General features: G+C 67.1%; 16 protein-coding genes. 10 read left to right on the top strand and 6 right to left on the bottom strand.

Annotation, left to right across the window (positions count from 1 at the left end):
• Positions 1-57: 57 nt before the first annotated feature.
• On the bottom strand, positions 58-4,236 hold the full coding sequence (gene rpoB, locus ABIC44_RS08910) for a DNA-directed RNA polymerase subunit beta (protein WP_307102671.1): 4,179 nt from the start codon (positions 4,234-4,236) through the stop codon (positions 58-60).
• Between the two features lie 398 nt (positions 4,237-4,634).
• Between rpoB and ABIC44_RS08915 the strand changes: the two genes are divergently transcribed.
• Positions 4,635-5,873 carry a hypothetical protein gene (locus tag ABIC44_RS08915; protein WP_354294948.1) on the top strand — a complete coding sequence of 413 codons (1,239 nt, stop codon included), beginning with the start codon at positions 4,635-4,637 and terminating at the stop codon, positions 5,871-5,873.
• Positions 5,874-5,996: 123 nt separating this feature from the next.
• Here ABIC44_RS08915 and ABIC44_RS08920 read toward each other — a convergent pair whose 3' ends face one another.
• Positions 5,997-6,770 carry a metallophosphoesterase family protein gene (locus ABIC44_RS08920; protein WP_307102667.1) on the bottom strand — a complete coding sequence of 258 codons (774 nt, stop codon included), beginning with the start codon at positions 6,768-6,770 and terminating at the stop codon, positions 5,997-5,999.
• A gap of 28 nt (positions 6,771-6,798) precedes the next feature.
• The gene (locus tag ABIC44_RS08925) at positions 6,799-7,887 is read right to left on the bottom strand and encodes a catalase family protein (protein ID WP_354294950.1); all 1,089 of its coding nucleotides are present in this window, start codon (positions 7,885-7,887) and stop codon (positions 6,799-6,801) included.
• A 146-nt stretch (positions 7,888-8,033) separates the two neighbouring features.
• On the opposite strand from ABIC44_RS08925, the gene ABIC44_RS08930 reads away from it, so the two are divergent.
• From ABIC44_RS08930 to ABIC44_RS08940, 3 genes are all read left to right on the top strand, one after another.
• Positions 8,034-9,062, top strand: a complete 1,029-nt coding sequence (locus ABIC44_RS08930) for a quinone-dependent dihydroorotate dehydrogenase (RefSeq protein WP_354294951.1) — start codon at positions 8,034-8,036, stop codon at positions 9,060-9,062.
• Positions 9,063-9,108: 46 nt separating this feature from the next.
• Positions 9,109-10,854, top strand: a complete 1,746-nt coding sequence (ggt, locus tag ABIC44_RS08935; protein WP_354294953.1) for a gamma-glutamyltransferase — start codon at positions 9,109-9,111, stop codon at positions 10,852-10,854.
• 71 nt (positions 10,855-10,925) lie between these two features.
• On the top strand, positions 10,926-12,713 hold the full coding sequence (locus ABIC44_RS08940) for an AMP-dependent synthetase/ligase (protein ID WP_354294955.1): 1,788 nt from the start codon (positions 10,926-10,928) through the stop codon (positions 12,711-12,713).
• Between the two features lie 337 nt (positions 12,714-13,050).
• Here ABIC44_RS08940 and ABIC44_RS08945 read toward each other — a convergent pair whose 3' ends face one another.
• Positions 13,051-14,574 carry a fumarate hydratase gene (locus tag ABIC44_RS08945; RefSeq protein WP_354294956.1) on the bottom strand — a complete coding sequence of 508 codons (1,524 nt, stop codon included), beginning with the start codon at positions 14,572-14,574 and terminating at the stop codon, positions 13,051-13,053.
• A 177-nt stretch (positions 14,575-14,751) separates the two neighbouring features.
• Between ABIC44_RS08945 and ABIC44_RS08950 the strand changes: the two genes are divergently transcribed.
• From ABIC44_RS08950 to ABIC44_RS08965, 4 genes are all read left to right on the top strand, one after another.
• Positions 14,752-17,370 (top strand): putative bifunctional diguanylate cyclase/phosphodiesterase, encoded by a 2,619-nt coding sequence (locus tag ABIC44_RS08950; RefSeq protein WP_354294958.1) that lies wholly within the window; start codon positions 14,752-14,754, stop codon positions 17,368-17,370.
• A gap of 87 nt (positions 17,371-17,457) precedes the next feature.
• Positions 17,458-17,898: a DUF3429 domain-containing protein gene (locus ABIC44_RS08955; RefSeq protein ID WP_307102654.1), complete on the top strand. Its 441-nt coding sequence runs from the start codon at positions 17,458-17,460 to the stop codon at positions 17,896-17,898.
• A 374-nt stretch (positions 17,899-18,272) separates the two neighbouring features.
• Positions 18,273-20,186 (top strand): ribonucleoside-diphosphate reductase subunit alpha, encoded by a 1,914-nt coding sequence (locus ABIC44_RS08960; RefSeq protein ID WP_354294978.1) that lies wholly within the window; start codon positions 18,273-18,275, stop codon positions 20,184-20,186.
• Positions 20,187-20,304: 118 nt separating this feature from the next.
• Positions 20,305-20,697, top strand: a complete 393-nt coding sequence (locus tag ABIC44_RS08965) for an endonuclease domain-containing protein (RefSeq protein WP_354294960.1) — start codon at positions 20,305-20,307, stop codon at positions 20,695-20,697.
• Between the two features lie 77 nt (positions 20,698-20,774).
• Here ABIC44_RS08965 and ABIC44_RS08970 read toward each other — a convergent pair whose 3' ends face one another.
• A complete protein-coding gene (locus ABIC44_RS08970; RefSeq protein ID WP_261268835.1) occupies positions 20,775-21,026 on the bottom strand; it encodes a DUF2171 domain-containing protein in 252 nt (83 codons plus the stop codon).
• Positions 21,027-21,082: 56 nt separating this feature from the next.
• Between ABIC44_RS08970 and ABIC44_RS08975 the strand changes: the two genes are divergently transcribed.
• The gene (locus tag ABIC44_RS08975; RefSeq protein ID WP_307102650.1) at positions 21,083-21,280 is read left to right on the top strand and encodes a hypothetical protein; all 198 of its coding nucleotides are present in this window, start codon (positions 21,083-21,085) and stop codon (positions 21,278-21,280) included.
• A 46-nt stretch (positions 21,281-21,326) separates the two neighbouring features.
• Positions 21,327-22,382 carry a ribonucleotide-diphosphate reductase subunit beta gene (locus tag ABIC44_RS08980; protein WP_261268832.1) on the top strand — a complete coding sequence of 352 codons (1,056 nt, stop codon included), beginning with the start codon at positions 21,327-21,329 and terminating at the stop codon, positions 22,380-22,382.
• Between the two features lie 364 nt (positions 22,383-22,746).
• Here the strand turns inward: ABIC44_RS08980 and ABIC44_RS08985 are convergent, their stop codons facing one another.
• Positions 22,747-23,079, bottom strand: coding sequence for an HNH endonuclease (locus ABIC44_RS08985; RefSeq protein WP_354294979.1), 333 nt, complete (start codon positions 23,077-23,079; stop codon positions 22,747-22,749).
• Between the last annotated feature and the right edge of the window lie 48 nt (positions 23,080-23,127).

Consider the following 23,127-nt stretch of genomic DNA (forward strand, 5'->3'; position numbering starts at 1 on the left):
TCGGGCGAGGTAGACAAGGCGCCGGTGAGGTGGATCACCCCACCGGCGTCTCCTGTCTTACTCCGCCGCCTCGGCCAGACCGTCGTCCTGGGCGTCTTCCATCGACTTGAGGTCGACGTTGAGACCCAGCGAGCGCATTTCCTTGACCAGCACGTTGAAGCTCTCCGGAATGCCCGCCTCGAAGGTGTCGTCGCCCTTGACGATCGCTTCGTAGACCTTGGTGCGGCCGACCACGTCGTCCGACTTCACCGTCAGCATTTCCTGGAGCGTGTACGCCGCGCCATAAGCCTGCAGCGCCCACACTTCCATCTCACCGAAGCGCTGGCCACCGAACTGCGCCTTACCACCCAGCGGCTGCTGGGTAACAAGCGAGTACGGCCCGATCGAACGCGCGTGGATCTTGTCGTCGACCAGGTGGTGCAGCTTCAGCATGTAGATGATGCCCACGGTCACCTTGCGGTCGAACTGATCGCCGGTGCGCCCGTCGAACAGGTCCGACTGGCCCGAGGTGTGGAGGCCCGCCAGCTCCAGCATCTCCGACACGTCGCTCTCGCGCGCGCCGTCGAACACCGGGGTCCCCATCGGCACGCCGGTGCGGATGTTCTGGACCAGCTCGGCGACTTCCTCGTCGTCACGGTTCTGGATGTCTTCGGCATAGTGATCGCCGTAGATCTCCACGAGCCGCGCCTTCACCGCTTCCGGCACCGCGCCCGGCTTGGCGTCGGGGTTGGCTTCGCGCCAATCCTCGAGTTGCGCCGCGACCTGCATACCCAGGTTGCGCGCCGCCCAGCCGAGATGCGTCTCGAAGATCTGACCGACGTTCATGCGCGACGGCACGCCCAGCGGGTTCAGCACGAGATCGACCGGCGTACCGTCCGCGAGGAAGGGCATATCCTCCTGCGGCAGGATGCGGCTGATCACGCCCTTGTTGCCGTGACGGCCGGCCATCTTGTCGCCCGGCTGCAGCTTGCGCTTCACCGCGACGAAGACCTTGACCATCTTCAGCACGCCCGGCGGCAGCTCGTCACCACGCTCCAGCTTGTCGCGGCGGTCATGGAACTTGTCCGTGATCCGCTTGGCGGCTTCGTCATACTGCGCCTTGACCGCTTCCAGATCGCTCTGGCGCGCGTCGTCGGCGACGGCGAACTTCCACCATTCGTGACGATCGACCGATTCCAGCACCTCGGCGTCGATGACGATGCCCTTCTTCACGCCCTTGGGCGCGGCGGTGGCGGTCTGGTCGAGCAGCATCTCGCGCAGGCGGCTCCAGGTCGCCCGGTTGAGGATCGTGCGCTCGTCGTCGGCGTCCTTCTTCAGACGCTCGATCTCCTCGCGCTCGATCGCCATCGCGCGCTCGTCCTTGTCGATGCCGTGACGATTGAAGACGCGCACGTCGACGATCGTACCGGCGACGCCCGGCGGCAGGCGGAGCGAGGTGTCGCGCACGTCGCTGGCCTTTTCACCGAAGATCGCGCGGAGGAGCTTTTCTTCCGGCGTCATCGGCGATTCGCCCTTCGGCGTGATCTTGCCGACCAGGATGTCGCCCGGCTCCACCTCGGCCCCGACATAGACGATGCCCGCCTCGTCGAGGTTGCGCAGCGCCTCTTCACCCACGTTCGGAATGTCGCGGGTGATGTCTTCCGGCCCGAGCTTGGTGTCGCGCGCCATGACTTCGAACTCGTCGATATGGATCGACGTGAACACGTCGTCCTTCACGATCCGCTCGGAGATGAGGATCGAGTCCTCATAATTGTAGCCGTTCCAGGGCATGAACGCGACGAGCGCGTTGCGGCCCAGCGCCAGCTCGCCGAACTCGGTCGAGGGGCCGTCGGCGATCACGTCGCCCGCCCGCACGACGTCGCCCACCTTCACCAGCGGACGCTGGTTGATGCAGGTCGACTGGTTCGAGCGCTGGAACTTCATCAGCGTGTAGATGTCGACGCCCGACTTGCCCGCATCGACCTCGCCGGTCGCGCGAACCACGATGCGGCTCGCATCGACCTGGTCGACGATACCGGCGCGCTTCGCCGCGATCGCCGCGCCCGAGTCGCGTGCCACCGTCTCTTCCATGCCGGTGCCGACGAAGGGCGCTTCCGCCTTCACCAGCGGCACGGCCTGACGCTGCATGTTCGAGCCCATGAGCGCGCGGTTGGCGTCGTCGTTTTCCAGGAACGGAATGAGCGAGGCGGCGACCGAGACGAGCTGCTTCGGCGACACGTCCATCAGGGTGATCTGATCGGGCAGCGCCATCAGGAACTCGCCCGCCTGACGCGCCGAGACCAGATCCTCGGTGAAGCGATTGTCCGCATCCGTCGCGGCCGAAGCCTGGGCGACGGTGTGCTTCTGCTCCTCCATCGCCGACAGGTACACGACCTCGTCGGTCACGCGGCCGTCGATCACCTTGCGGTACGGCGTCTCGATGAAGCCGTACTTGTTGACGCGCGCGAAGGTCGACAGCGAGTTGATCAGACCGATGTTCGGGCCTTCCGGCGTTTCGATCGGGCAGATGCGGCCATAGTGCGTCGGGTGAACGTCGCGGACTTCGAAGCCCGCACGCTCACGCGTCAGACCGCCCGGCCCGAGCGCCGAGACGCGACGCTTGTGCGTCACTTCGGACAGCGGGTTGGTCTGGTCCATGAACTGCGACAGCTGCGACGAACCGAAGAACTCGCGCACCGCGGCGACCGCGGGCTTGGCGTTGATCAGGTCGTTCGGCATCACCGTCGACACGTCGACCGACGACATACGCTCCTTGACCGCACGCTCCATGCGCAGCAGGCCGACGCGATACTGATTCTCCAGCAGCTCGCCCACCGAACGCACGCGGCGGTTGCCGAGATTGTCGATATCGTCGATCTCGCCCTTGCCGTCCTTCAGGTCGACCAGCGTCTTGACGACCGCCAGAATGTCCTCGGTGCGCAGCGTCGTCACCGTGTCCGGGCAGTCGAGGTCGAGGCGCATGTTCAGCTTGACGCGACCCACGGCCGACAGGTCGTAGCGATCGGGATCGAAGAACAGGCCGGCGAACAGCGCTTCGGCAGTCTCCAGCGTCGGCGGCTCGCCGGGGCGCATCACGCGGTAGATGTCCGACAGCGCCTGCTCACGCTCTTCGGCCTTGTCGGCCTTCAGCGTGTTGCGGATCCACGGACCCGTGGCGACATGGTCGATGTCGAGCAGCTCGATCGTGTCGACGCCCGCCTTGTCCAGCGCTTCGAGATTCTCGGCGCTGATCTCGTCACCGGCCTCGACATAGATTTCGCCGGTCTGCTCGTTGATGAGGTCATAGGCCGAGTAACGACCGAAGATTTCCTCGGTCGGGATCAGCAGCTGGGTCAGGCCGTCCTTGGCCGCCTTGTTGGCGGCGCGGGGCGAAATCTTCTGACCGGCGGGGAACACGACCTCGCCCGAGTTCGCATCGACGATGTCGAACATCGGCTTGGCACCGCGCCAGTTCTCGGCCTGGAACGGGATCTTCCAGCCGCCGTCGCCGCGAACGAAGGTCAGGCGGTTGTAGAAATAGTTGAGGATCTCTTCCGAGTTCATGCCAAGCGCATAGAGCAGCGCCGTCACCGGCAGCTTGCGCTTGCGGTCGATACGGACGTTGACGATGTCCTTGGCGTCGAACTCGAAGTCCAGCCACGAGCCGCGATACGGGATCACGCGCGCGGCGAAGAGATACTTGCCCGAGGCATGGGTCTTGCCGCGGTCATGGTCGAACAGCACGCCCGGCGAACGGTGCATCTGGCTGACGATGACGCGCTCGGTGCCGTTGATGAAGAAGGTGCCGTTCTCCGTCATCAGGGGCATGTCGCCCATGTAGACGTCCTGCTCCTTGATATCGATGACCGACTTGGCTTCGGTGTCGGGATCGACCTCGAACGCAGTCAGGCGCAGCGTGACGCGCATCGGCGCGGCATAGGTGATGCCCCGCTGGCGGCATTCCTCGACGTCGAACTTGGGGTCCTCGAGGACGTAATCGTCAAAGTCGAGATACGCCGTCCCGGCGAAATCCTGGATCGGGAAGACGCTGCGCAGCGTCTTTTCCAGCCCGGAGACATGGCCCCGCGACTTGTCCGAACGGAGGAACTGTTCGTAGCTTTCGCGCTGAACCTCGATCAGGTTCGGCATCTGCACCACTTCGTGGATGTCGCCGAACACCTTGCGGATACGCCGCTTGGCGGTGCCGCCATCGCCCTTGCGCGGGGCGGAGCCGCTGTCGATCGCCTTGGTTGCCATGGGTCTGTCTGCCTCGTCAGCCGTCAATTCGCTGCCCGGATGCCTCCGGACGGGACGCAACATCGGACGCCGAAAGGCCGCTCGCATTCACATGCGGCGGCATCCGGCGTCCGTTGAACCAGCAATCTTCCATTCGACCGACACGCTGCGCGAAGGCGCATCATTTCCCGAAGATTGTGGTGGATGATTGCCATATAGGGACGGACACCCGAACTGTCCAGCCACCGCACGCCACAGGGGCGGGAAAGTTCCGGCCCCGGCGCGCTCTGCCATATATTGGCCGCATATCGCGCTACACAAGGGGTTGCATCCGCCGGGCCTACCGGGCACGGCTATATGGTCGGGTCGATGGCCCAGGCGGCCGGTGAAGATTGTAGTTACCACGAGGAATGCAGTTGATGACATCGTCCGGGCCGCGTCGCATCGCGCGCCTTCTTGCCCTGACGCTGGCGCCGGTGCTTGCCCCGATGCTCGCCAGCCCCGTCCTCGCCCAGACCACCACGCAGGACAGTGACGCCGCAGGCCGTTCCTCCGGCGGGCTGGACGGATTCAGCCTGACGCCGCGCGCATCCTCGCCCCAATCCACCCAGACCCCGGTGCCGACGCCGCCCACGCCGCGCCTGGTCCTGCCCGGCCAGTCCACGCCCGAGGCGACGCCGACGCCGACCCCGCGTGCGACCCCCGCCCCCCGGCCGACGCCGCGCCCCACGCCCGCACCGTCGCCAACCCCGACGCCCAGCCCGGCCGCCGAGCCGACGCCGCTGCCCTCGCCCGAGCCGCCCGCGACGCGCCTGCCCGATCCCGAGACGCCGATGGTCGACCGGACCGAATCGATGGACGGCATGACGATCGGCAATGGCCAGGCCCCGGCCATCGTCGCGCCGGGTACCACCGCGCCCGAACAGGCCGACACGGATCGCGCCCTGCCCTTCTGGCCGCTGCTGATCGGCACCGGGCTGGCGGCGTTGCTGATCGGAATCTGGCTGGGTCGACGCAGCCGCCCCGCGCGCGCGCTGCCCGCGCCGACGCCCCGCCCCGAACCCGCCGCCGAGCCGGTGGCGACGCGTTCGGCGGCGCCCGACCCGCGCCCCGCCCCCGCCGCGCCCGAGCCGGTCGCCCCCCCGGCCCCGCCAGCGCTGCCTCCGTTGCCGCCCGAGCCCAGCTTCCTGGCGGTCGAGGCGCGCCCGCTACGCGTCGGGCTCAACATGCTGTCGGCGACGATCGAGGCGGAAGTGACGGTTCGTAACACCGGCGCGACACCGATCGGGCGGGTCGCGGTCGATCTGCGGCTGCTCAGCGCGCATGCCGGGCTCGACGAACAGCTGGTCGAACTCGCCTATCAGCCGCAGGGACGGCCGGTGGTCCCGCCCTTCGCACTGGCGCCGGGCGAGAGCCGGACGGTCCGCGGAGTCACCGCGCTGCCGCGCGAGGCGATCCATGTGATCGATGCGGCGGGCCGCCCCATGTTCGTGCCCATCCTGGCCGCCGCCGCGCATACCGACTGGGGTGTGGCGCGCTGCACCTATGCGGTCGGGCTGGCGCGGGCGGATTCGACCAAGCTGTCGCCGATCTGGCTCGACCAGCCGGGGCGGATGTACGACCAGATCGCGGCGCGGCCGCATGTGATGCGGGGGTGATTTTCGGCGAGGTCGGGGCGTGGGCTTCGACTTCGCTCAGCCCGAACGGCTGGCGATCAGAAAGCGGGCCCCAACCTCCGTTCCGCCTGAGCGAAGTCGAAGGCCACGCCCCAATTCGTCCGATCACCCCGCCCGCATATCCTCGGTAATGACATGCGGCGGGGCTTCGTCGAGGCTGCGGACCAGCGTCTCGAACCCCAGCCCCTCGATCCGCAGCTCGTTGAAGGCGGGCGGCGTCTTGCGCGTCCGCTTGGACAGGGTGCCCGCGCCGATCATCCGGATGATCCGGCCATCGCGGTCGATCGGCACGTCGAACGGGTCATGGACATGCCCGCTCAGCACCGCATGCGCGCCCGCCGCCGCCAGCTGGGTCAGCGCGACATCGCCGTTGCGGGTCTTGGCGGTGCCCTTGGTCGGCCCCTCGATCAGCGGATGGTGCGCCGCGACCAGGATCAGGTGGTCCTTGGGCGCCTGCTCGATCAGCGCCAGCGCGCGGCGCAGCGACCCCGTGCTGACCCGCCCCTTGGACCAGTTCCACCGCCACTGGGCGCGCGCCGTGGTCTTGAGCGGCACCACGGTCACGCCGGGCAGGTCGAGCGGCTTCTCGATCATCCGCTCGACCGCGGCATAGCGCTGATAGGGGGCGAACAGCCGCCGGAACGGGTCCCAATAATAGGGGATGTCGTGATTGCCCACCTCGACCGTCACCGGCACGCCCAGCGATTGCAGCCACGCGCCGCCCGCCTGGAACTCGCGCTTGGTCGCGCGCATGGTCAGGTCGCCGGTCATGATGACGGCATCAGGCTTTTCCACCGCCACCCGCTCGGCGAACCAGGCGAGCGCGGCGGGGTCCTCGGCACCGAAATGCACGTCGCTGACATGAAACAGGCGGATCATGCGGCCCGTCCTAGCCCGTGCGTCACCGTCACGGCAACTCGGCCATGGCACGCGGCTCGTGCATCGGGCAGCCATTCACCCGGCCGCGATACTCGGCGGAGAAGCGGTACGTGTCCTTGCGCGCGCGGTTGATATTGCCCAGCGGCCGGTGCGCCGCCAGCCCGTGCCAGATGCTGTAGGACAGCGCGTCGTCGATCGCGTTGGTCTCGCCGTCGCGCCAGCCGATCTGGGGCGCGGCGGTGAAGGTCGCGACGGTGACATAGGGGCTGTCCGCCTCGTTCCACTCGACGGTTGCATCCTCGATCGGCATGGAGTCCAGGTCGCGGTTGAGCTGGACACGCAACTCCCACTGGCCACCCTGCTCGATCATCACCTCACGCACCACCTCGCGCAGCGCGTCGGGACGGTCATGGGTGTCGACCGTGTCGCCGGTGAGCTGGGTCAGCGCGGGGCTGACCGGGAACAGCGCGAACTTGGCGATATGATCACCATAGCGGAACGGCGTCTGGCTGTAATAGGTCTCGCCCAGCGGGTGGACCTGCTTGGCCCCGCCCAGCGTCTTGAGCGTCGCGCTCTCGATCCCGACCGTCTCCAGCGTCGCCTCGATTCCGCGCAGGATGCCGGACAGCAGCTTCTTGCCACCCTCCGCCTTGTCGGTGGTCGCAGCCAACATCTTCAGGTTCTTGGCAAAGGCGTCTGCGGTCGGCGCGGTGAAGACCGGCGCGTTGGCCATCACGAAGTCCTGGGTCGCATCGCCTTCGGAACCGGGCAGCCGCTCGCCCTGGACCCCGATCACCTTCAGCGCCAGTCCGCGAGGCAAGCCGATCGCATCGTCCAATATGTCCCCCGGATTGGTCGAGATGCGCGCCACCGCCTCATACTCGCCCGGCGTCACGAACAGCCCCTGCGCCAGCTCGGGCGGGAGATTGTCGTGCACCGTCAGCATGCCCCGGATGATGCCATGCGCCTTGGCATGGACCGCGCGGACGCCGTGGCCATAGTCCCTGGACGTGGTGTCGAGGATATGCGCGAAGGATTGTTTCATCTGGTCGACGGTTTCGCCTTCATCGGGCTTCACGTCTTCGACCTGGGGGGTGAATGAGACGGGGGTCTTCATGGGGCTCTCCCTGCAAGCCTCCACCAACCCATGTTGCCCAATAGCGTTCCTTGCGTGGAATGGGACGTGCCCGTCGCCAAAGCCCCCGCGCCGGGGAATAAAGCGCGACCTTCCCCCCGCCCCGACGATCCGCTAACCGGGCCGACATGGCCTTTTATCACCCGCTCCTCTTCGCCCTCGATGCCGAGCGCGCCCATGGTCTGACGGTTTCGATGCTGTCGCGCTGGGGGTCGCTAGGCGCGCCGATGGGGACCGATCCGGCGCGCTATCCCCGGCTGGCGACGCGGGTGGCGGGGATCGACTTCGCCAACCCGCTGGGGCTGGCGGCGGGGGTCGACAAGAATGGCGAGGCGATCGACGGCTTTTTCGGACTAGGCTTCGGCATGGTCGAGATCGGCACGCTGACACCCAGGCCCCAGCCCGGCAATCCCAAGCCCCGCCTGTTCCGGCTGGTCGAGGACAAGGCGGTGGTCAACCGCTATGGCTTCAACAATGGCGGGCTGGATGCGGGACTGGCGCGGGCGCGCGCCGCGAAGCGCAAGGGCGTGCTGGGCATCAATGTCGGCGCGAACAAGGACGCGGCCGACCGCATCGCCGACTATCGCCACGGCGTGACCCAGGCCGCGCCGATCGCCGATTATGTCACGATCAACATCTCCAGCCCCAACACGCCGGGCCTGCGCGACCTGCAACACGGGCCCGCCCTCGCCGAGCTGCTGGCCGCCTCGCGCGAAGCCGCAGGCGCCGTGCCGCTGTTCCTGAAGGTCGCGCCCGACCTGGAGCCCGCGCAGATCGACGAGATCGCCCGCGCCGCGATCGACCACCGGCTGGACGCGATCATCATCGGCAACACCACCATCACCCGGCCGGACGTGAAGAGCAGCAACGCCGCCGAGACCGGCGGGCTGTCGGGCCGTCCGCTCGCCCCGCTTGCCCGCGCACGGCTCGCGGATTTCCGCAAGGCCACCGGAGCGGCAATGACGCTGATCGCGGCGGGCGGGATCGATTCGGGCGCGGAGGCCTATGCCCGCATCCGCAGCGGCGCGAGCCTGGTCCAGCTCTACTCCGCGCTGGTCTATGAGGGGCCGAGGCTGGCCGCGCGCATCCTCGCCGATCTCGACGCGCTGCTCGCCCGCGACGGTTTCGCCAGCATCGCCGAAGCGGTCGGCGCCTGACGTTACGGCTTGGCGGGGGCCGCCCCTTGCCGCTAGGGTCGGCGGCATGAAGCACTGGCTCCTCTCCGTGGCGGCGCTCGCGCTGGCCCCCGTCGCGCCCGTCGAGGCGCGCCAGCCCGCCGCCAAGGCCCCCACCCAGGGCATGGTCAGCGCCGCCGATCCCCGCGCCGCCGCCGCCGGGGTCGAGATCCTGCGCGCCGGGGGCAGCGCCACCGACGCCGCGATTGCGACCATGCTGGCGCTCAACGTGGTCGAGCCGCAAAGCTCCGGCATCGGCGGCGGCAGCTATTGGGTGCGCCACGACGCGCGCGGCACCGACACGATCGACGCGCGCGAGACCGCGCCGATGGCCGCCACCCCCGACTGGTTCTACGGCCCCGATGGTCGCCCGCTATCCCATGCCGAGGCGGTTCCCGGCGGGCGCAGCGTCGGCGTCCCCGGCGCGCTGCGCGGCATGGCGCTGGCGCATGCCAAAGGCGGCAGGCTGCCCTGGGCGCGGCTGTTCCAGCCCGCGATCCGGCTGGCCCGCGACGGGTTCCAACTGACCCCGCGGCTCCAGACCGCGCTGACCCGCTATGGCGGCCATGTCGATGCCGCCACCCGCGCGCGGCTGACCGGCCCCGATGGCCAGGTCCTCCCGCTGGGCAGCATCATCCGCAATCCCGAACAGGCCGCGCTGCTCGAGCGGATCGCTCGGCTCGGCCCCGACAGTTTCTATGTCGGCCCCCAGGCGCAAAAGCTGGTCACGACCGTCAACACCGCGACGCGCAATCCGTCGAAGATGACGACCGGCGATCTCGCCACCTATGCCGCCAAGCCCCGCCCGCCGCTCTGCGCGCCCTATCGCGGCTACCGGATTTGCAGCATGGGCCCGTCCTCGGGCGGCGGATCGACCATGTTGTCGATCCTGAAGCTGCTCGAACGCTTCGACATGGCCAAGCTGGGCAAGGATTCGCCGGTGGCCTGGCATCTGTTCGCCGAGGCTTCGCGGCTCGCCTATGCCGATCGCGACATGTATCTGGGCGATCCCGATTATGTCCGCGTGCCGCTGAAAGGGTTGTTCGATCCGGCCTATATCGCCGACCGCTCGGCGCTGATCTCGCCCGACCGCACCATGGCCTCGGTGTCGCCCGGCACGCCGCCCGGCGCCCCGCCGCGCGTCCGTGCGCCGGTCAGCGAGGTGCCCGGCACCACCGACCTCGTGACCGTGGACGACGCGGGCAATGTCGCCGAGGTGACGACCACCGTCGAGGGCTCGTTCGGATCGGGCCTGTCGGTCGACGGCACGATGCTCAACAACGAACTGACCGATTTCGACATCGTGCCGGTCAAGGACGGCGATCTCGTCGCCAACCGGGTCGAGGGCGGCAAGCGGCCGCGCAGCTCGATGTCGCCGACCATCGTCTATGGCCCCGATGGTCAGGTCCGGCTGGCGATCGGCGCGGCGGGCGGATCGACCATCATCGCGCAGGTGGCCAAGGCGATCATCGGCGTCATCGACTGGAAGCTGAGCGCGCAGGATGCGATCGCGCAGGGGCTGCTCTTCGCGCCGGGCCATGTGGCGACGGTCGAACAGGGCACTTCATTGGTCGCGCTGGTCCCCGGCCTCCAGGCGCTGGGCGAGACGGTGACGGTCGCGCCGATGGGGCTGAAGGCCAATGCCATCGAGCGCGTCGGCGGCCGCTGGGTCGGCGCCGCCGATCCGCGCAGCGAGGGCGTGGCGATCGACGTGACGGGTCGCACGACGGCGATCCGGCGTGTCGGCGACAAGCCGGGCCGTCCGGCCGAGTAAGCGACGAACCAGCAAACAAAGAGCCCGATCGCGCGTTGAAGTGCTCGATACGGGCCGGTGGGAGAGGCACCATGCGTACGCTCGAATATTTCCCCAATCTCGTCACCATGTTCTTCACCCGCGCCGCCGAGAAGGGCGACGCGCCGTTCCTGTGGCGCAAGCAGGGCGGCGCGTGGCAGGCGATCAGCTGGGCCGAGGCGGCGCGGCAGGTGGCCAGCCTGTCGGCGGGGCTGCGCGCGACCGGGCTGCAACGCGGCGACCGGGTGATGCTGGTGTCAGAGAACCGCCCCGAATGGTGCATCGCCGACCTCGCCATCATGGCGGCGGGCTGCGTCACGGTGCCGACCTACACCACCAATACCGAGCGCGATCATACCCACATCATCGAGAATTCGGGCGCGCGCGCGGTCATCGTCTCGACACAGAAGCTGGCGACGACGCTGCTCCCCGCCGCGCTGCGCTCCAACCATGTCCAGACGGTGATCGGGTTCGAGCCGCTCAAGCTCGGCCCCGCGCAGATCGAGTGCCGCCAATATGACGCGCTGATCGCCGCGCATCCGACCGCGCCCGATGCGGTCGCCGCACAGGCCGATTTCGGCCGCAAGGACTTGGCCTGCATCATCTACACCTCGGGCACCGGCGGCGCGCCGCGCGGGGTGATGCAGCATCACGGCGCGATCCTGCACAATTGCGCCGGGTGCAGCGCGGTGATCGCGGAGGATTTCGGCTGGGAGGACGAGGTGTTCCTGTCCTTCCTCCCCCTCTCCCACGCCTATGAACATACCGGCGGCCAGCATTTCCCGATCGCGCTGGGCGGACAAATCTATTACGCCGAGGGCCTCGACAAGCTGGCCGCCAATATCGAGGAGGTGCGCCCGACGATCATGTTCGTCGTGCCCCGCCTGTTCGAGGTGCTGCACACCCGCATCGCCAAGGCGATCGAGAAGAAGGGCGGGCTCGGCGCGCGACTGCTCGACCAGGCGCTGGCGCTGGGCGCGCGCAGCTATGACGGCAAGCTGCGGCTGGTCGACCGGCCCGCGCAACTGGCGGTGGCGACGCTGTTCAAGCCCAAGATCGCCAAGAGGTTCGGCGGAAGGCTGAAGGCGATGGTGTCGGGCGGCGCGCCGCTGAACCCCCAGGTCGGGCTGTTCTTCCATTCGATCGGCCTCACCTTGCTGCAAGGCTATGGCCAGACCGAGGCCGCGCCGGTCATCGCCTGCAACCGGCCGAGCGCCGGCGTGCGGATGGAAACGGTCGGCCCGCCGCTGGCGGATACCGAGGTCCGCATCGCCGAGGATGGCGAGATACTGGTGCGCGGCGAGCTGGTCATGCACGGCTATTGGCGCAATCCGGTCGAGACCGAGCGGGTGCTGAAGGATGGCTGGCTGCATACCGGCGATATCGGCGAGTTCGACGCGGCCGGTCGCCTGCGCATCACCGACCGCAAGAAGGACCTGATCATCAACGACAAGGGCGAGAATGTCGCCCCCCAGAAGGTCGAGGGGATGCTGACGCTCCAGCCTGAGATCGGCCAGGCGATGATCGCGGGCGACCGGCGCCCCTATATGGTCGCGCTGATCGTGCCTGATGCCGAATGGACGGCGGAATGGTGCGCGAAGTCGGGGACGGGGTGCAACCGCACCGCGCTGGACGACGATCTCGATTTCCGCGCGGCGGTTTCGGCGGCGGTCGACCGGGTCAATCGCGACCTGTCGGTGACCGAACGCATCCGCCGCTTCATCATTGCCGACGAACCCTTCACGATCGAGAACGAGCAGCTGACCCCGTCGCTAAAGATCCGCCGCCACGTCCTGCGCGAGATCTATGGCGAGCGCCTGGACGCGCTCTACAGGAATTGAACGGACGGATGGCGATCGCGTCCGACGCCTGACACGCCCCTCCCGCCAGCGGGAGCGGCTAGGGCGGATCGCCATTCAGCCATGCCTTTCCCTCCCTCGCCCCTCGCAGGGGGGAGAGGGTTGCGCAGACTTGGTCTTTGCGAAAGCAAAGGCTTAGTCGGAGCTGGGTGAGGGGTGGGCGCTCGCTTCGCGAGCGCGCGAGCCTTTGGGCTCGCTCGCCCCCTCACCCAAGCTGCGCTAGCCAGCAGGCTGGCAAGCTTCGCTAACCCTCTCCCCTGTCCAGGGGAGAGGGAAAGAAGAAGCGGTACTGAATGTCGATCAGCCCTGAGTCGCCCCATCACGCCGGGGTCAGCAGCCCTTTCTTGGCGATCTTGTCGCGCCAGACCAGCGGGGCCAGGGTATGGACGTTCTGGCCTTCGGAATCGACTGCGACGGTGACGGGGAAATTCTCCACGTCGAACTCGTAGATCGCCTCCATGCCCAGGTCCTCGAAGCCGACGACCTTAGATCCCTTGATCGCACGCGCGACGAGGTACGCCGCGCCGCCGACCGCCATCAGATAGGCGGACTGGTATTCGCGGATCGCGTCGGTCGCCGCCGGACCACGCTCGGCCTTGCCGACCATCGCCAGCAGGCCCTGGTCGAGCATCATCCGGGTGAACTTGTCCATGCGGGTCGCGGTCGTCGGGCCCGCCGGGCCGACCACTTCCTCGCCGACCGGATCGACCGGACCGACATAATAGATCACGCGGCCGCGAAACTCGACCGGCAGTTCCTCGCCGCGATCGAGCATGTCCTTGATCCGCTTGTGCGCGGCGTCGCGCCCCGTGAGCATCTTGCCGTTCAGGAGCAGCCGGTCGCCATGCTTCCAGCTCTTCACCTCTTCCGGCGTCAGCGTGTTCAGGTCGACGCGGCGAGCGGCCTGGAGGTCGGGTTTCCAGTCGACCTTGGGCCATTCGTCGAGCTTGGGGGCTTCGAGATAGACCGGGCCCGAGCCGTCCAGCGTGAAATGCGCATGGCGGGTCGCGGCGCAGTTGGGGATCATCGCCACCGGCTTGGACGCGGCATGGGTCGGCCAGTCGAGGATCTTGACGTCGAGGATGGTGGACAGGCCGCCCAGCCCCTGCGCGCCGATGCCCAGCGCATTGACCTTGTCGAACAGCTCGATGCGCAGCGCCTCGATATCGTTCCTCGGCCCGCGTTCCTTCAGCTGGCCCATGTCGATCGCGCCCATCAGCGATTCCTTGGCGAGCAGCACGGCCTTTTCGGCGGTGCCGCCGATGCCGATGCCCAGCATGCCGGGCGGGCACCAGCCCGCGCCCATCTGCGGCACCATTTCCAGCACCCAGTCGACGATCGAGTCGGACGGGTTCATCATCTTGAACTTGGACTTGTTCTCCGACCCGCCGCCCTTGGCCGCGACGTCGACGGTGACCTTGTTGCCCGGCACCATCTCGACATGGAGGACGCTGGGCGTATTGTCCTTGGTGTTGCGGCGGGTGAAGGCGGGGTCGGCGAGGATCGAGGCGCGCAAGCGGTTCTCGGGGTGGAGATAGGCGCGGCGCACGCCTTCATCGACCACTTCCTGCAGCGACCGGTCGCCCGACAGGCGGCAATCCTGGCCCCATTTGACGAAGACGGTGACGATGCCGGTGTCCTGGCAGATCGGGCGATGCCCCTCCGCGCACATGCGGCTGTTGGTCAGGATCTGCGCGATGGCATCCTTGGCCGCCGGGCTCTTCTCCGCCTCATAGGCTTTGCCGAGCGCGCGGATATAATCCATCGGGTGGTAATAGCTGATGAACTGGAGCGCGTCGGCCACGCTCTCGATCAGGTCGGTGTCGCGGATCAGGGTCGTCATGCGCGCCTTGTGCGACAGCGGCGCGTGGCTTGCAACGCCGCAGCGGAGCCATGACGGCATTTCGCGTCCGGCTAGACTTTAATCTATCTTAACTTCGCTGAGGCAAGACGGGGGACCACCGATCGGGACCCCCTTTCGCGCATGCCTTCCGCTTCCGACCGCCTATCGTTTCTGGCCTTGCTGGGGCTCGTCGAGGATAATGACGAGCTGCTGGTCGAGGTGCATCTCAAGCGGTTGCAGACGCTGTGCCGGACCTGGCCGCTGGCGATCCTGCAGAATCTGGTCGCGGTCGCGCTCGTCCTCAGCTTCAGCCTGCGCGACGACCCGTCCTGGATGCAGGTCCAGAAGGAGATTGCGAGCGGCGTGCTGGTCGGCAGCACGCTGATCTTCGGCATCGTGCTCGCCTGTGGCGAGGCGCGCCAATGGCCCTTCTACCGGCTCAAGCAATATCTGGTCGGCCTGGGCTTCCTCGTGGCGCTGGCGACCGGCGCGCTGCTGGCGCTGGTCATCGGGTCGCAGCATGCCCCCGGACCCTGGACGCCGACGCTGGCGTTGATCTGCGCGATGTGGACGACCGCCGCGATGCTGCATCCGGTGCGCGGGGCGATGATCGGCTATTCCTTCGGCTTCGCCTTCATGGCGGTGATCGCGGCGCTGGCCTGGCGGGTGCCGCTGGGCCCGATTCTCGGCGCGGTGGTGCCGCCGCTGATCATCCTGGTCCTCAACGCCCGGCGCGTCGGCCGCCTGGACTATAATGTCGCGGACGCCCGCGCCCGCGCCTTTGGCGAGGGGCAGCAGGCGGTCAAGATGATCGCCGAGTTCGAGGAACATGGCACCGGCTGGTTCTGGGAAACCGACCGGCACGGGCGCCTGACCTATCTGTCGAGGAAGGTGGCCGAGGATCTCCAGTCCACCGGCCTCGCCTGCAAGGGCCGGTTGCTGACCGATCTGTTCCAGATGGACCCATCGGCGCCGGGGACCGAACGGACGCTGTCCTTCCACATGGCCTCGCGCACCAGTTTTTCCGACTATACCGTCTGCGCGGTCGATTCGGGTGCGGGCGATCCGGAACGATGGTGGTCGATCTCGGGCCGTCCGATCATCGACGGCATCGGCCGGTTCCGCGGTTTCATCGGCTCGGGCTCGGACCTGACCGAAAAGCGCCGCTCCGAGGCGGAGATCACCCGGCTGGCGCTGTTCGACAGCCTGACCGGCCTCGCCAATCGTCAACGGATGAAGCTGTCGCTCGACACGATGCTCAAGCAATCGGTCAGCCCCTATCGCCCGACCGCGCTGTTCCTGATGGACCTCGACCGGTTCAAGGCGGTCAACGACACGCTGGGCCACCAGGCGGGCGACCTGTTGCTGCAACAGGTGGCGCGGCGGCTGGAGCAGGCGGTGGGCGATGCCGGGCTGGTCGGCCGTCTGGGCGGCGACGAGTTCCAGATCCTGCTGCCCGGCACCGATTCGCGCGAAAGGCTGGCGGCGCTGGCCAGGGTCATCATCGACACCCTGTCGCAACCCTATGGCATCCAGGGCCATGACGTGACGATCGGCTGTTCGATCGGCATCGCCATCGCGCCCCAGGACGGCGCCGATTCGCAGACGCTGATCCGCAACGCCGATCTGGGCCTCTATGCCGCCAAGGGCGACGGGCGCGGCGTCCACCGTTTCTATGCCGAGGCGATGCTGGAGGGCGCGCGCAGCCGCAAGCGGATGGAGGAGGATCTGCGCACCGCCATCGCGCAGAACCAGTTCCGCCTCGCCTATCAGCCGGTCGTGTCGACCCGCGACGAAGAGATTGTCGGGTTCGAGGCGCTGCTGCGCTGGTCCCATCCGACCCAGGGCGACATCTCGCCCGCGCAGTTCGTGCCGGTGGCCGAGGAATGCGGCCTGATCGAACAGATCGGCGAATGGGTGCTGCGCACCGCCTGCCTCGAGGCGGCGAGCTGGCCCCGCGCCGCACGGGTGGCGGTCAATGTATCGTCCATCCAGTTCGCCAAGCCGCATCTGCCCCTGCTGATCGGTCAGGCGCTGGAGCAATCGGGGCTGGCCCCGTCGCGGCTGGAGCTGGAGATCACGGAGAGCGTCTTCCTGAACGACGATCTGGAATCGCAGCGCCAGTTCGTGGCGCTCAAGGCGCTGGGCGTGCGGCTGGCACTGGACGATTTCGGCACCGGCTATTCCTCGCTCGGCTATCTGCGCCATGCGCCGTTCGACAAGATCAAGATCGACCAGTCCTTCGTGCGCGGAGCGGTCGGGACCGGCAGCCGCAATGCCGCGATCATCCGCGCGATCGTGACGCTGGCCGACACGCTGGGCATGGAGACGACCGCCGAGGGCGTCGAGTTGCAGGACGAGATCGCGCTGATCCGCGATCTGGGGTGCAGCCATATCCAGGGCTATGTCTATGGCAAGCCGAGCGGCGTGGAGGAGGTCCACCGCCTGCTGGGCGAACAGGGCGCGCGCGCCACGCCGGTGGGCATGAAGTCGCACCGTCGGCCGCGCACCAAGGTCCTGCGCGTCGCGCAGATCGTCTCGGGCGGGGCGACCGTCGATGTCCGGCTTCGCGACCTGTCGACCACCGGCATGATGATCGAGGGGCTGCCCCCCGCCTATATCGTGGGCGGCGCGGCGGTGGGTGTCCGGCTGGGTGTCGACCCGCCCTTGCGCGGCTATATCCGCTGGGAGCGCGAAGGGCGGGTCGGCATCGCCTTCGCCACTCCGCTGCCCGACGACCACCCCTGGCTGGAGGTCGCGCGCGACGAGGCCGAGCCGCATCACCGATCGGCCTGAGGCGGATGGCGGGATAGGAAAGGGGCGCCGCACGTTCGCGCCGTCATGTCTTCCCCCGCACCGTCCCCCGCCCCCGGCCCCCTCCCCATGGCGGAGACCGCCGACGCGCGCATTCCCCCGCTCAGCCTGATCTTCGGCTATGGGCCGGTGCTGGTCCTGCCGATCGCGGCGCTGGCCGCCTGGGCGAAGGTGCCGCTGGCGCTGCTGATCGGGCAGATCTGGGGGGCGGCGATCCTGATCTTCCTGGCGGGCGTGGCGCGCGGCCTGAGCTTCTTCACGCCCGGCGGCCCCCATGTGTCGCAGATGCTGACCATGATCCTGCGCTTCTCGCTGGGATTGCTGGCGCTGGTCGCGGGGCCGGCGACGGGCTTTGCGCTGTTGCTCATCGGCTATGCCTCGATCGCGCTGACCGACCCCTGGCTGGCCCGGTGGGGCGGTGCGCCGCGCCACTTCGCGCGACTGCGCCCACCCCAGATGCTGGTCGCCCTGGCCGGGCTGGCGGCACTGTTCTGGCTGTCGCTCGGCTGACCGGGGCGGCGGCCATCGGCGCTCAAAAATATTTCTTAGGGGCTTGCGCTTCGCGAACCCCGCAGACATCCATGCGTCGCGGGTTTCGACACCGCTTTGGCGACCGCCATTCGTCGCAACCAACCCCCTTTCCGCGCTTTACCCCCCTTGCGGTGATCGCCGGGATTTTCCACTATGGATAGTGGAAGAGGTCGGGGACAACCCCAATCGCTGGTAGGAAGGGATCGGACCGACAGGCCCGGTCGGGATCGCGGAAGCGCCGGAAAACGGCCTTTGCGATGCCATTTCCCACCGTTCGCGACGCCTGTGGCACGGCTGTGCCAGGGGCGGGACACCGACCCGAACGGATCAGGAACAAAGGAGCGGCATCAATGATGGACTTCAGGGATGACCGGGATAGCGACATGACGACTGACATGCTTGAGAAGATGGCGGCGGACATTGCCGCCCCGGCCCCGACGCCCGCCGACACCAAGTCGGTCCGGCCGCAGCCCTATCCGGTCGAGGTCGACCATGCCCGCGACGCGCGGCTGACCGATTTCGGCAAGGAAACGCTGAACGACCGCTACCTCCTGCCCGGCGAAAGCTATCAGGACCTGTTCGTGCGCGTCGCCTCGGCCTATGCCGACAATGCCGAGCATGCGCAGCGGCTGTACGACTATATCTCCAAGCTGTGGTTCATGCCCGCCACGCCCGTCCTGTCGAACGGCGGCACGGGTCGCGGCCTGCCGATCAGCTGCTACCTCAACTCGGTGCCCGACAGCCTGGACGGCATCGTCACCACCTGGAACGAGAATGTCTGGCTCGCCTCGCGTGGCGGCGGCATCGGCACCTATTGGGGCCAGGTGCGCGGCATTGGCGAGCCGGTCGGCCTGAACGGCAAGACCAGCGGCATCATCCCCTTCGTCCGCGTGATGGACTCGCTGACGCTGGCGATCAGCCAAGGTAGCCTGCGTCGCGGTTCGGCCGCCTGCTATCTCGACATCTCGCACCCCGAGATCGAGGAGTTCCTGGAAATCCGGAAACCCTCGGGCGACTTCAACCGCAAGGCGCTGAACCTCCATCACGGCGTGCTGATCCCCGACGCCTTCATGGAGGCGGTGCGCGACGGCGCCGAATGGCATCTCAAGAGCCCGAAGACCGGCGAGGTCCGCGCCACGGTCGACGCGCGCGCGCTGTTCCAGAAGCTGGTCGAGACCCGTCTGGCGACCGGCGAGCCGTACATCGTCTTCGCCGACCATGTGAACAAGAACATGCCCAAGCATCACCGCGAGCTGGGGCTGAAGGTGTCGACCTCGAACCTGTGTTCCGAAATCACCCTGCCGACCGGTATCGACCATAAGGGCAAGGACCGCACCGCCGTCTGCTGCCTGTCGTCGCTGAACCTGGAAACCTGGGACGAGTGGAAGGACGACAAGCAGTTCATCGAGGACGTGATGCGCTTCCTCGACAATGTCCTTCAGGACTATATCGACCGCCACGAGCCGGGCATGGAGCGTGCCGCCTATTCGGCCGGTCGCGAGCGGTCGGTGGGCCTGGGCGTGATGGGCTTCCACAGCTTCCTCCAGGCGCGCGGCATCCCCTTCGAAGGCGCGATGGCCAAGTCGTGGAACCTGCGCATGTTCAAGCACATCAACGCGCAGGTGAACCAGGCGTCGATGACCCTGGCGGTCGAGCGCGGGCCGTGCCCCGACGCGGCCGATGTCGGCGTGATGGAGCGTTTCAGCTGCAAGATGGCGATCGCGCCGACCGCGTCGATCTCGATCATCTGCGGCGGCACCAGCGCGTGCATCGAGCCGATCCCGGCGAACATCTATACCCACAAGACGCTGTCGGGGTCGTTCTCGGTCAAGAATCCCTATCTCGAAAAGATCCTGATCGCGAAGTCGAAGAATTCGGACGCGGTGTGGAACTCGATCCTCGAGCATGGTGGCTCGGTCCAGCATCTCGACTTCCTGAGCCAGGAAGAGAAGGACACGTTCAAGACCTCGTTCGAGATCGACCAGCGCTGGCTGCTCGAACTGGCCGGCGACCGTACGCCCTATATCGACCAGGCGCAGTCGCTGAACCTGTTCATCCCGGCCGACGTGGAGAAGTGGGACCTGCTGATGCTCCACTTCCGCGCCTGGGAGCTGGGCATCAAGTCGCTCTATTATCTGCGGTCGAAGTCGGTGCAGCGCGCCGGTTTCGCAGGGAGCGGCGGCGTCGAGGCGGACAACACGATCAGCGCACCCAAGTTCGAGATCGGCGAGACGACCGATTACGACGAGTGCCTGGCCTGTCAGTGAGGCAGGAGCAATGCTGATCGCCTGACGGGAAGGCAGAGCCATGGCCCCTCATTCCTCCAATCCTCCCTCTCCCCTTATGGGAGAGGGAAGGGGCCCGCGGCCACAGGCCGTGGGAAGGGTGAGGGGCAACGCCGAGGGTCTGACCAAGCGCCAGTTGCTCCCCGCCACCACCGTCACCCGCTCCCGCGAGCTGCGTCAGAATGCCGGCGAACCCGAACGCCGACTATGGCGTGCCTTGCGTGAATCGTCGCCGATCCTGAAGTTTCGCCGTCAGGTTCCGATCGGCCCGTACCACGCGGATTTCTGCTCGCACGCGGCACGGTTGATCGTCGAGATCGACGGCGATGACCATGCCGTGAAGTCGGAAAGCGACGCCGCACGCACTCGCTTCCTCAAACATGAAGGCTATGACGTGATCCGTTTCGCCAATGCCGATGTGATGACCAACCTCGACGGTGTCGTGGCGGCGATCGGCGTGCGGATCGCGCACAGGCAAAAGGGCCGTCCGTGATGGACAGCCCCCTCACCCTCCCACGGCCTGCGGCCGCGGGCCCCTCCCTCTCCCACAAGGGGAGAGGGGTTGGGAGTTCACTCCGCCTCTTCGAACTGGTCGACGGCGTTCTGCGCGGTCGCCGACAGGCGGACCTGATCGCCCTCGACCTCGGCGACCAGGCCGATCGGCAGGTAATGATGCTTGGCGCCCTGCCCGTCCTCGGTCTGGGGGCTGTCGTTCTTGGTCAGCTTGATGCGGTCGCCCTGGACATGGTCGACCGTCCCGACATGGACGCCGTCCGCACCGATGACTTCGGCATGTTCCTTGATCTGGCTGACATCGACCATCTTGAATCTCCTGTGTTGGGTTCGGTTTCGGAACGCGCCACACCGGAATTGGTCGCATGACATCGGCGTTCATCATGTACGCCGTCGCGGCCTTGCTGGGCGGGATCGGCTTGATCCTGCTGTTGCAGCTCCGCACGCCCCGGTCGGAGCAGGGCCGTTACGCCCGGCTGATCGCGGGCACCATGTTCGCCATGGGCGGGATCATTCTCGCCGGTTTCGCCACCGCTCTGCGCTCCTGGGCCAGCAGCGGCTGAACCGGCCTTCACCCTCTTCACGTCATTCGTATCCGGAGTAACCCCGATGCCACTTCTCCAAGCCTCCAAGCAGTATAAGCCCTTCGAATACCCCTGGGCGTTCGAGTTCTGGAAGCGCCAGCAACAGCTCCACTGGCTGCCCGAAGAGGTGCCGCTGGGCGAGGATTGCCGCGACTGGGCGCAGAAGCTGACCGATCATGAGCGCAACCTGCTGACCCAGATCTTCCGCTTCTTCACCCAGGCGGACGTCGAGGTGCAGGACTGCTATCACGAGAAATATGGCCGGGTTTTCAAGCCGACCGAGATCAAGATGATGCTGACCGCCTTCTCCAACATGGAGACGGTGCACATCGCGGCGTACAGCCATCTGCTCGACACGATCGGCATGCCCGAGAGCGAATATGGCGCCTTCCTCGAATATGCCGAGATGAAGGACAAGCATGACTACATGCAGAATTTCGGCGTCGACAGCGACGAGGACATTGCGCGCACGCTGGCGATGTTCGGCGGCTTCACCGAGGGCGTCCAGCTGTTCGCGTCCTTCGCGATGCTGATGAACTTCCCGCGCTTCAACAAGATGAAGGGCATGGGCCAGATCGTCAGCTGGTCGGTGCGCGACGAGAGCCTGCACTGCGAAGGCATCATCCGCATGTTCCACGCCTTCTGCCAGGAACGCCAGTGCCTGACCAAGGCGGTGAAGGACGACATCGCCGATGTGTGCCAGACGACGATCCGCCTGGAGGACAATTTCATCGACCTCGCCTTTGAAATGGGCCCGGTCGAGGGGATGAAGCCCAAGGAGATCAAGAAGTATATCCGCTATATCGCCGACTGGCGCCTGGGCCAGCTGGGGCTGAAGCCGATCTACATGATCGACGAGCATCCGCTGCCCTGGCTGACCCCGCTGCTCAACGGCGTGGAGCATGCGAACTTCTTCGAGACGCGCGCGACCGAATATTCCAAGGCGGCGACGCGCGGCCAGTGGAACGACGTCTGGGACGCGTTCGATACCCGGCAAAAGGCCAAGACCGCCAAGGCGGCGAACGAGGAGCCGGGCGAGACCGGCGACATGTTCTCGGCCGCGGGCGTCGCGGCGGAGTGATTGCCGAAAGGGCGGGCTTCGGTCCGCCCTTTTTTTTCGCGCGAAGCCGCGATGGCGCGAAGAGGTGTGGTTCGCGCAGAGGCGCGGAGGACGCGGAGGAAAGAAGGCAGGAGGAAAATCTCCTCACATCCGTTCAGCCTGAGCGTAGTCGAAGGCCACGGGATAACGCCTGTCACACTATGAAATTTCGAGTTTGGCTTGCGGCCGTAAGGGCTGCGGGGAGAGGGTTTCCCTTGGCCTTCGACTGCGCTCAGGCTGAACGGAGATTGGGGAGCGCGCGGCGCACCCAAATGATCTCCGCGCCCTCTGCGCCTCTGCGCGAACCACACCTCTTGGCGCCATCGCGTCTTCGCGCGAACCCAGATCACCGCGCCGTCCGCGTCGGCGCATGGAAGTCCGCCGGTTTCCCGGCAATCCACCGCAGGAACCGCGCCATCTCCAGATGCGCCCGCAATACCGCGAAGTCCGAAAACCCCCGCGCCAGTTCCGCGTTGGAAAAGGTCGCATGGATGGTCCGGTGACAGATGGGATGGACCGGCACCGTCTCGCGCCCGCCTTCGCTCTTGGGTACGGGGTGGTGCCATTCCACCTTCGCCCCCAGCGGCCGGTCGCACAGCGCGCAGGATCGCGGCGGGGCCCGCTCGACCCGTTCGGCGGCGGCCGCCAGTCCCGCCTTGCGTTTTACCCGACCGACCATCGCCATCGATATGGGAAGCCTGTCCACACAGGAAAACGGGGTCCGGCA

This window comes from Sphingomonas sp. 1185 (assembly GCF_040544655.1).
Lineage (GTDB): Bacteria > Pseudomonadota > Alphaproteobacteria > Sphingomonadales > Sphingomonadaceae > Sphingomonas.

Bases quoted from the DNA above. Each gene is read 5' to 3' on its own strand.
- ABIC44_RS08955 (WP_307102654.1), top strand. From the start codon at position 17,458: ATGGCGGAGACCGCCGACGCGCGCATTCCCCCGCTCAGCCTGATCTTC.
- ABIC44_RS08920 (WP_307102667.1), bottom strand. From the start codon at position 6,770: ATGATCCGCCTGTTTCATGTCAGCGACGTGCATTTCGGTGCCGAGGAC.
- ABIC44_RS08985 (WP_354294979.1), bottom strand. From the start codon at position 23,079: ATGGTCGGTCGGGTAAAACGCAAGGCGGGACTGGCGGCCGCCGCCGAA.
- ABIC44_RS08980 (WP_261268832.1), top strand. From the start codon at position 21,327: ATGCCACTTCTCCAAGCCTCCAAGCAGTATAAGCCCTTCGAATACCCC.
- ggt (WP_354294953.1), top strand. From the start codon at position 9,109: ATGAAGCACTGGCTCCTCTCCGTGGCGGCGCTCGCGCTGGCCCCCGTC.
- ABIC44_RS08915 (WP_354294948.1), top strand. From the start codon at position 4,635: ATGACATCGTCCGGGCCGCGTCGCATCGCGCGCCTTCTTGCCCTGACG.
- ABIC44_RS08925 (WP_354294950.1), bottom strand. From the start codon at position 7,887: ATGAAGACCCCCGTCTCATTCACCCCCCAGGTCGAAGACGTGAAGCCC.
- ABIC44_RS08930 (WP_354294951.1), top strand. From the start codon at position 8,034: ATGGCCTTTTATCACCCGCTCCTCTTCGCCCTCGATGCCGAGCGCGCC.
- ABIC44_RS08945 (WP_354294956.1), bottom strand. From the start codon at position 14,574: ATGACGACCCTGATCCGCGACACCGACCTGATCGAGAGCGTGGCCGAC.
- rpoB (WP_307102671.1), bottom strand. From the start codon at position 4,236: ATGGCAACCAAGGCGATCGACAGCGGCTCCGCCCCGCGCAAGGGCGAT.
- ABIC44_RS08960 (WP_354294978.1), top strand. From the start codon at position 18,273: ATGGACTTCAGGGATGACCGGGATAGCGACATGACGACTGACATGCTT.
- ABIC44_RS08940 (WP_354294955.1), top strand. From the start codon at position 10,926: ATGCGTACGCTCGAATATTTCCCCAATCTCGTCACCATGTTCTTCACC.
- ABIC44_RS08975 (WP_307102650.1), top strand. From the start codon at position 21,083: ATGACATCGGCGTTCATCATGTACGCCGTCGCGGCCTTGCTGGGCGGG.
- ABIC44_RS08970 (WP_261268835.1), bottom strand. From the start codon at position 21,026: ATGGTCGATGTCAGCCAGATCAAGGAACATGCCGAAGTCATCGGTGCG.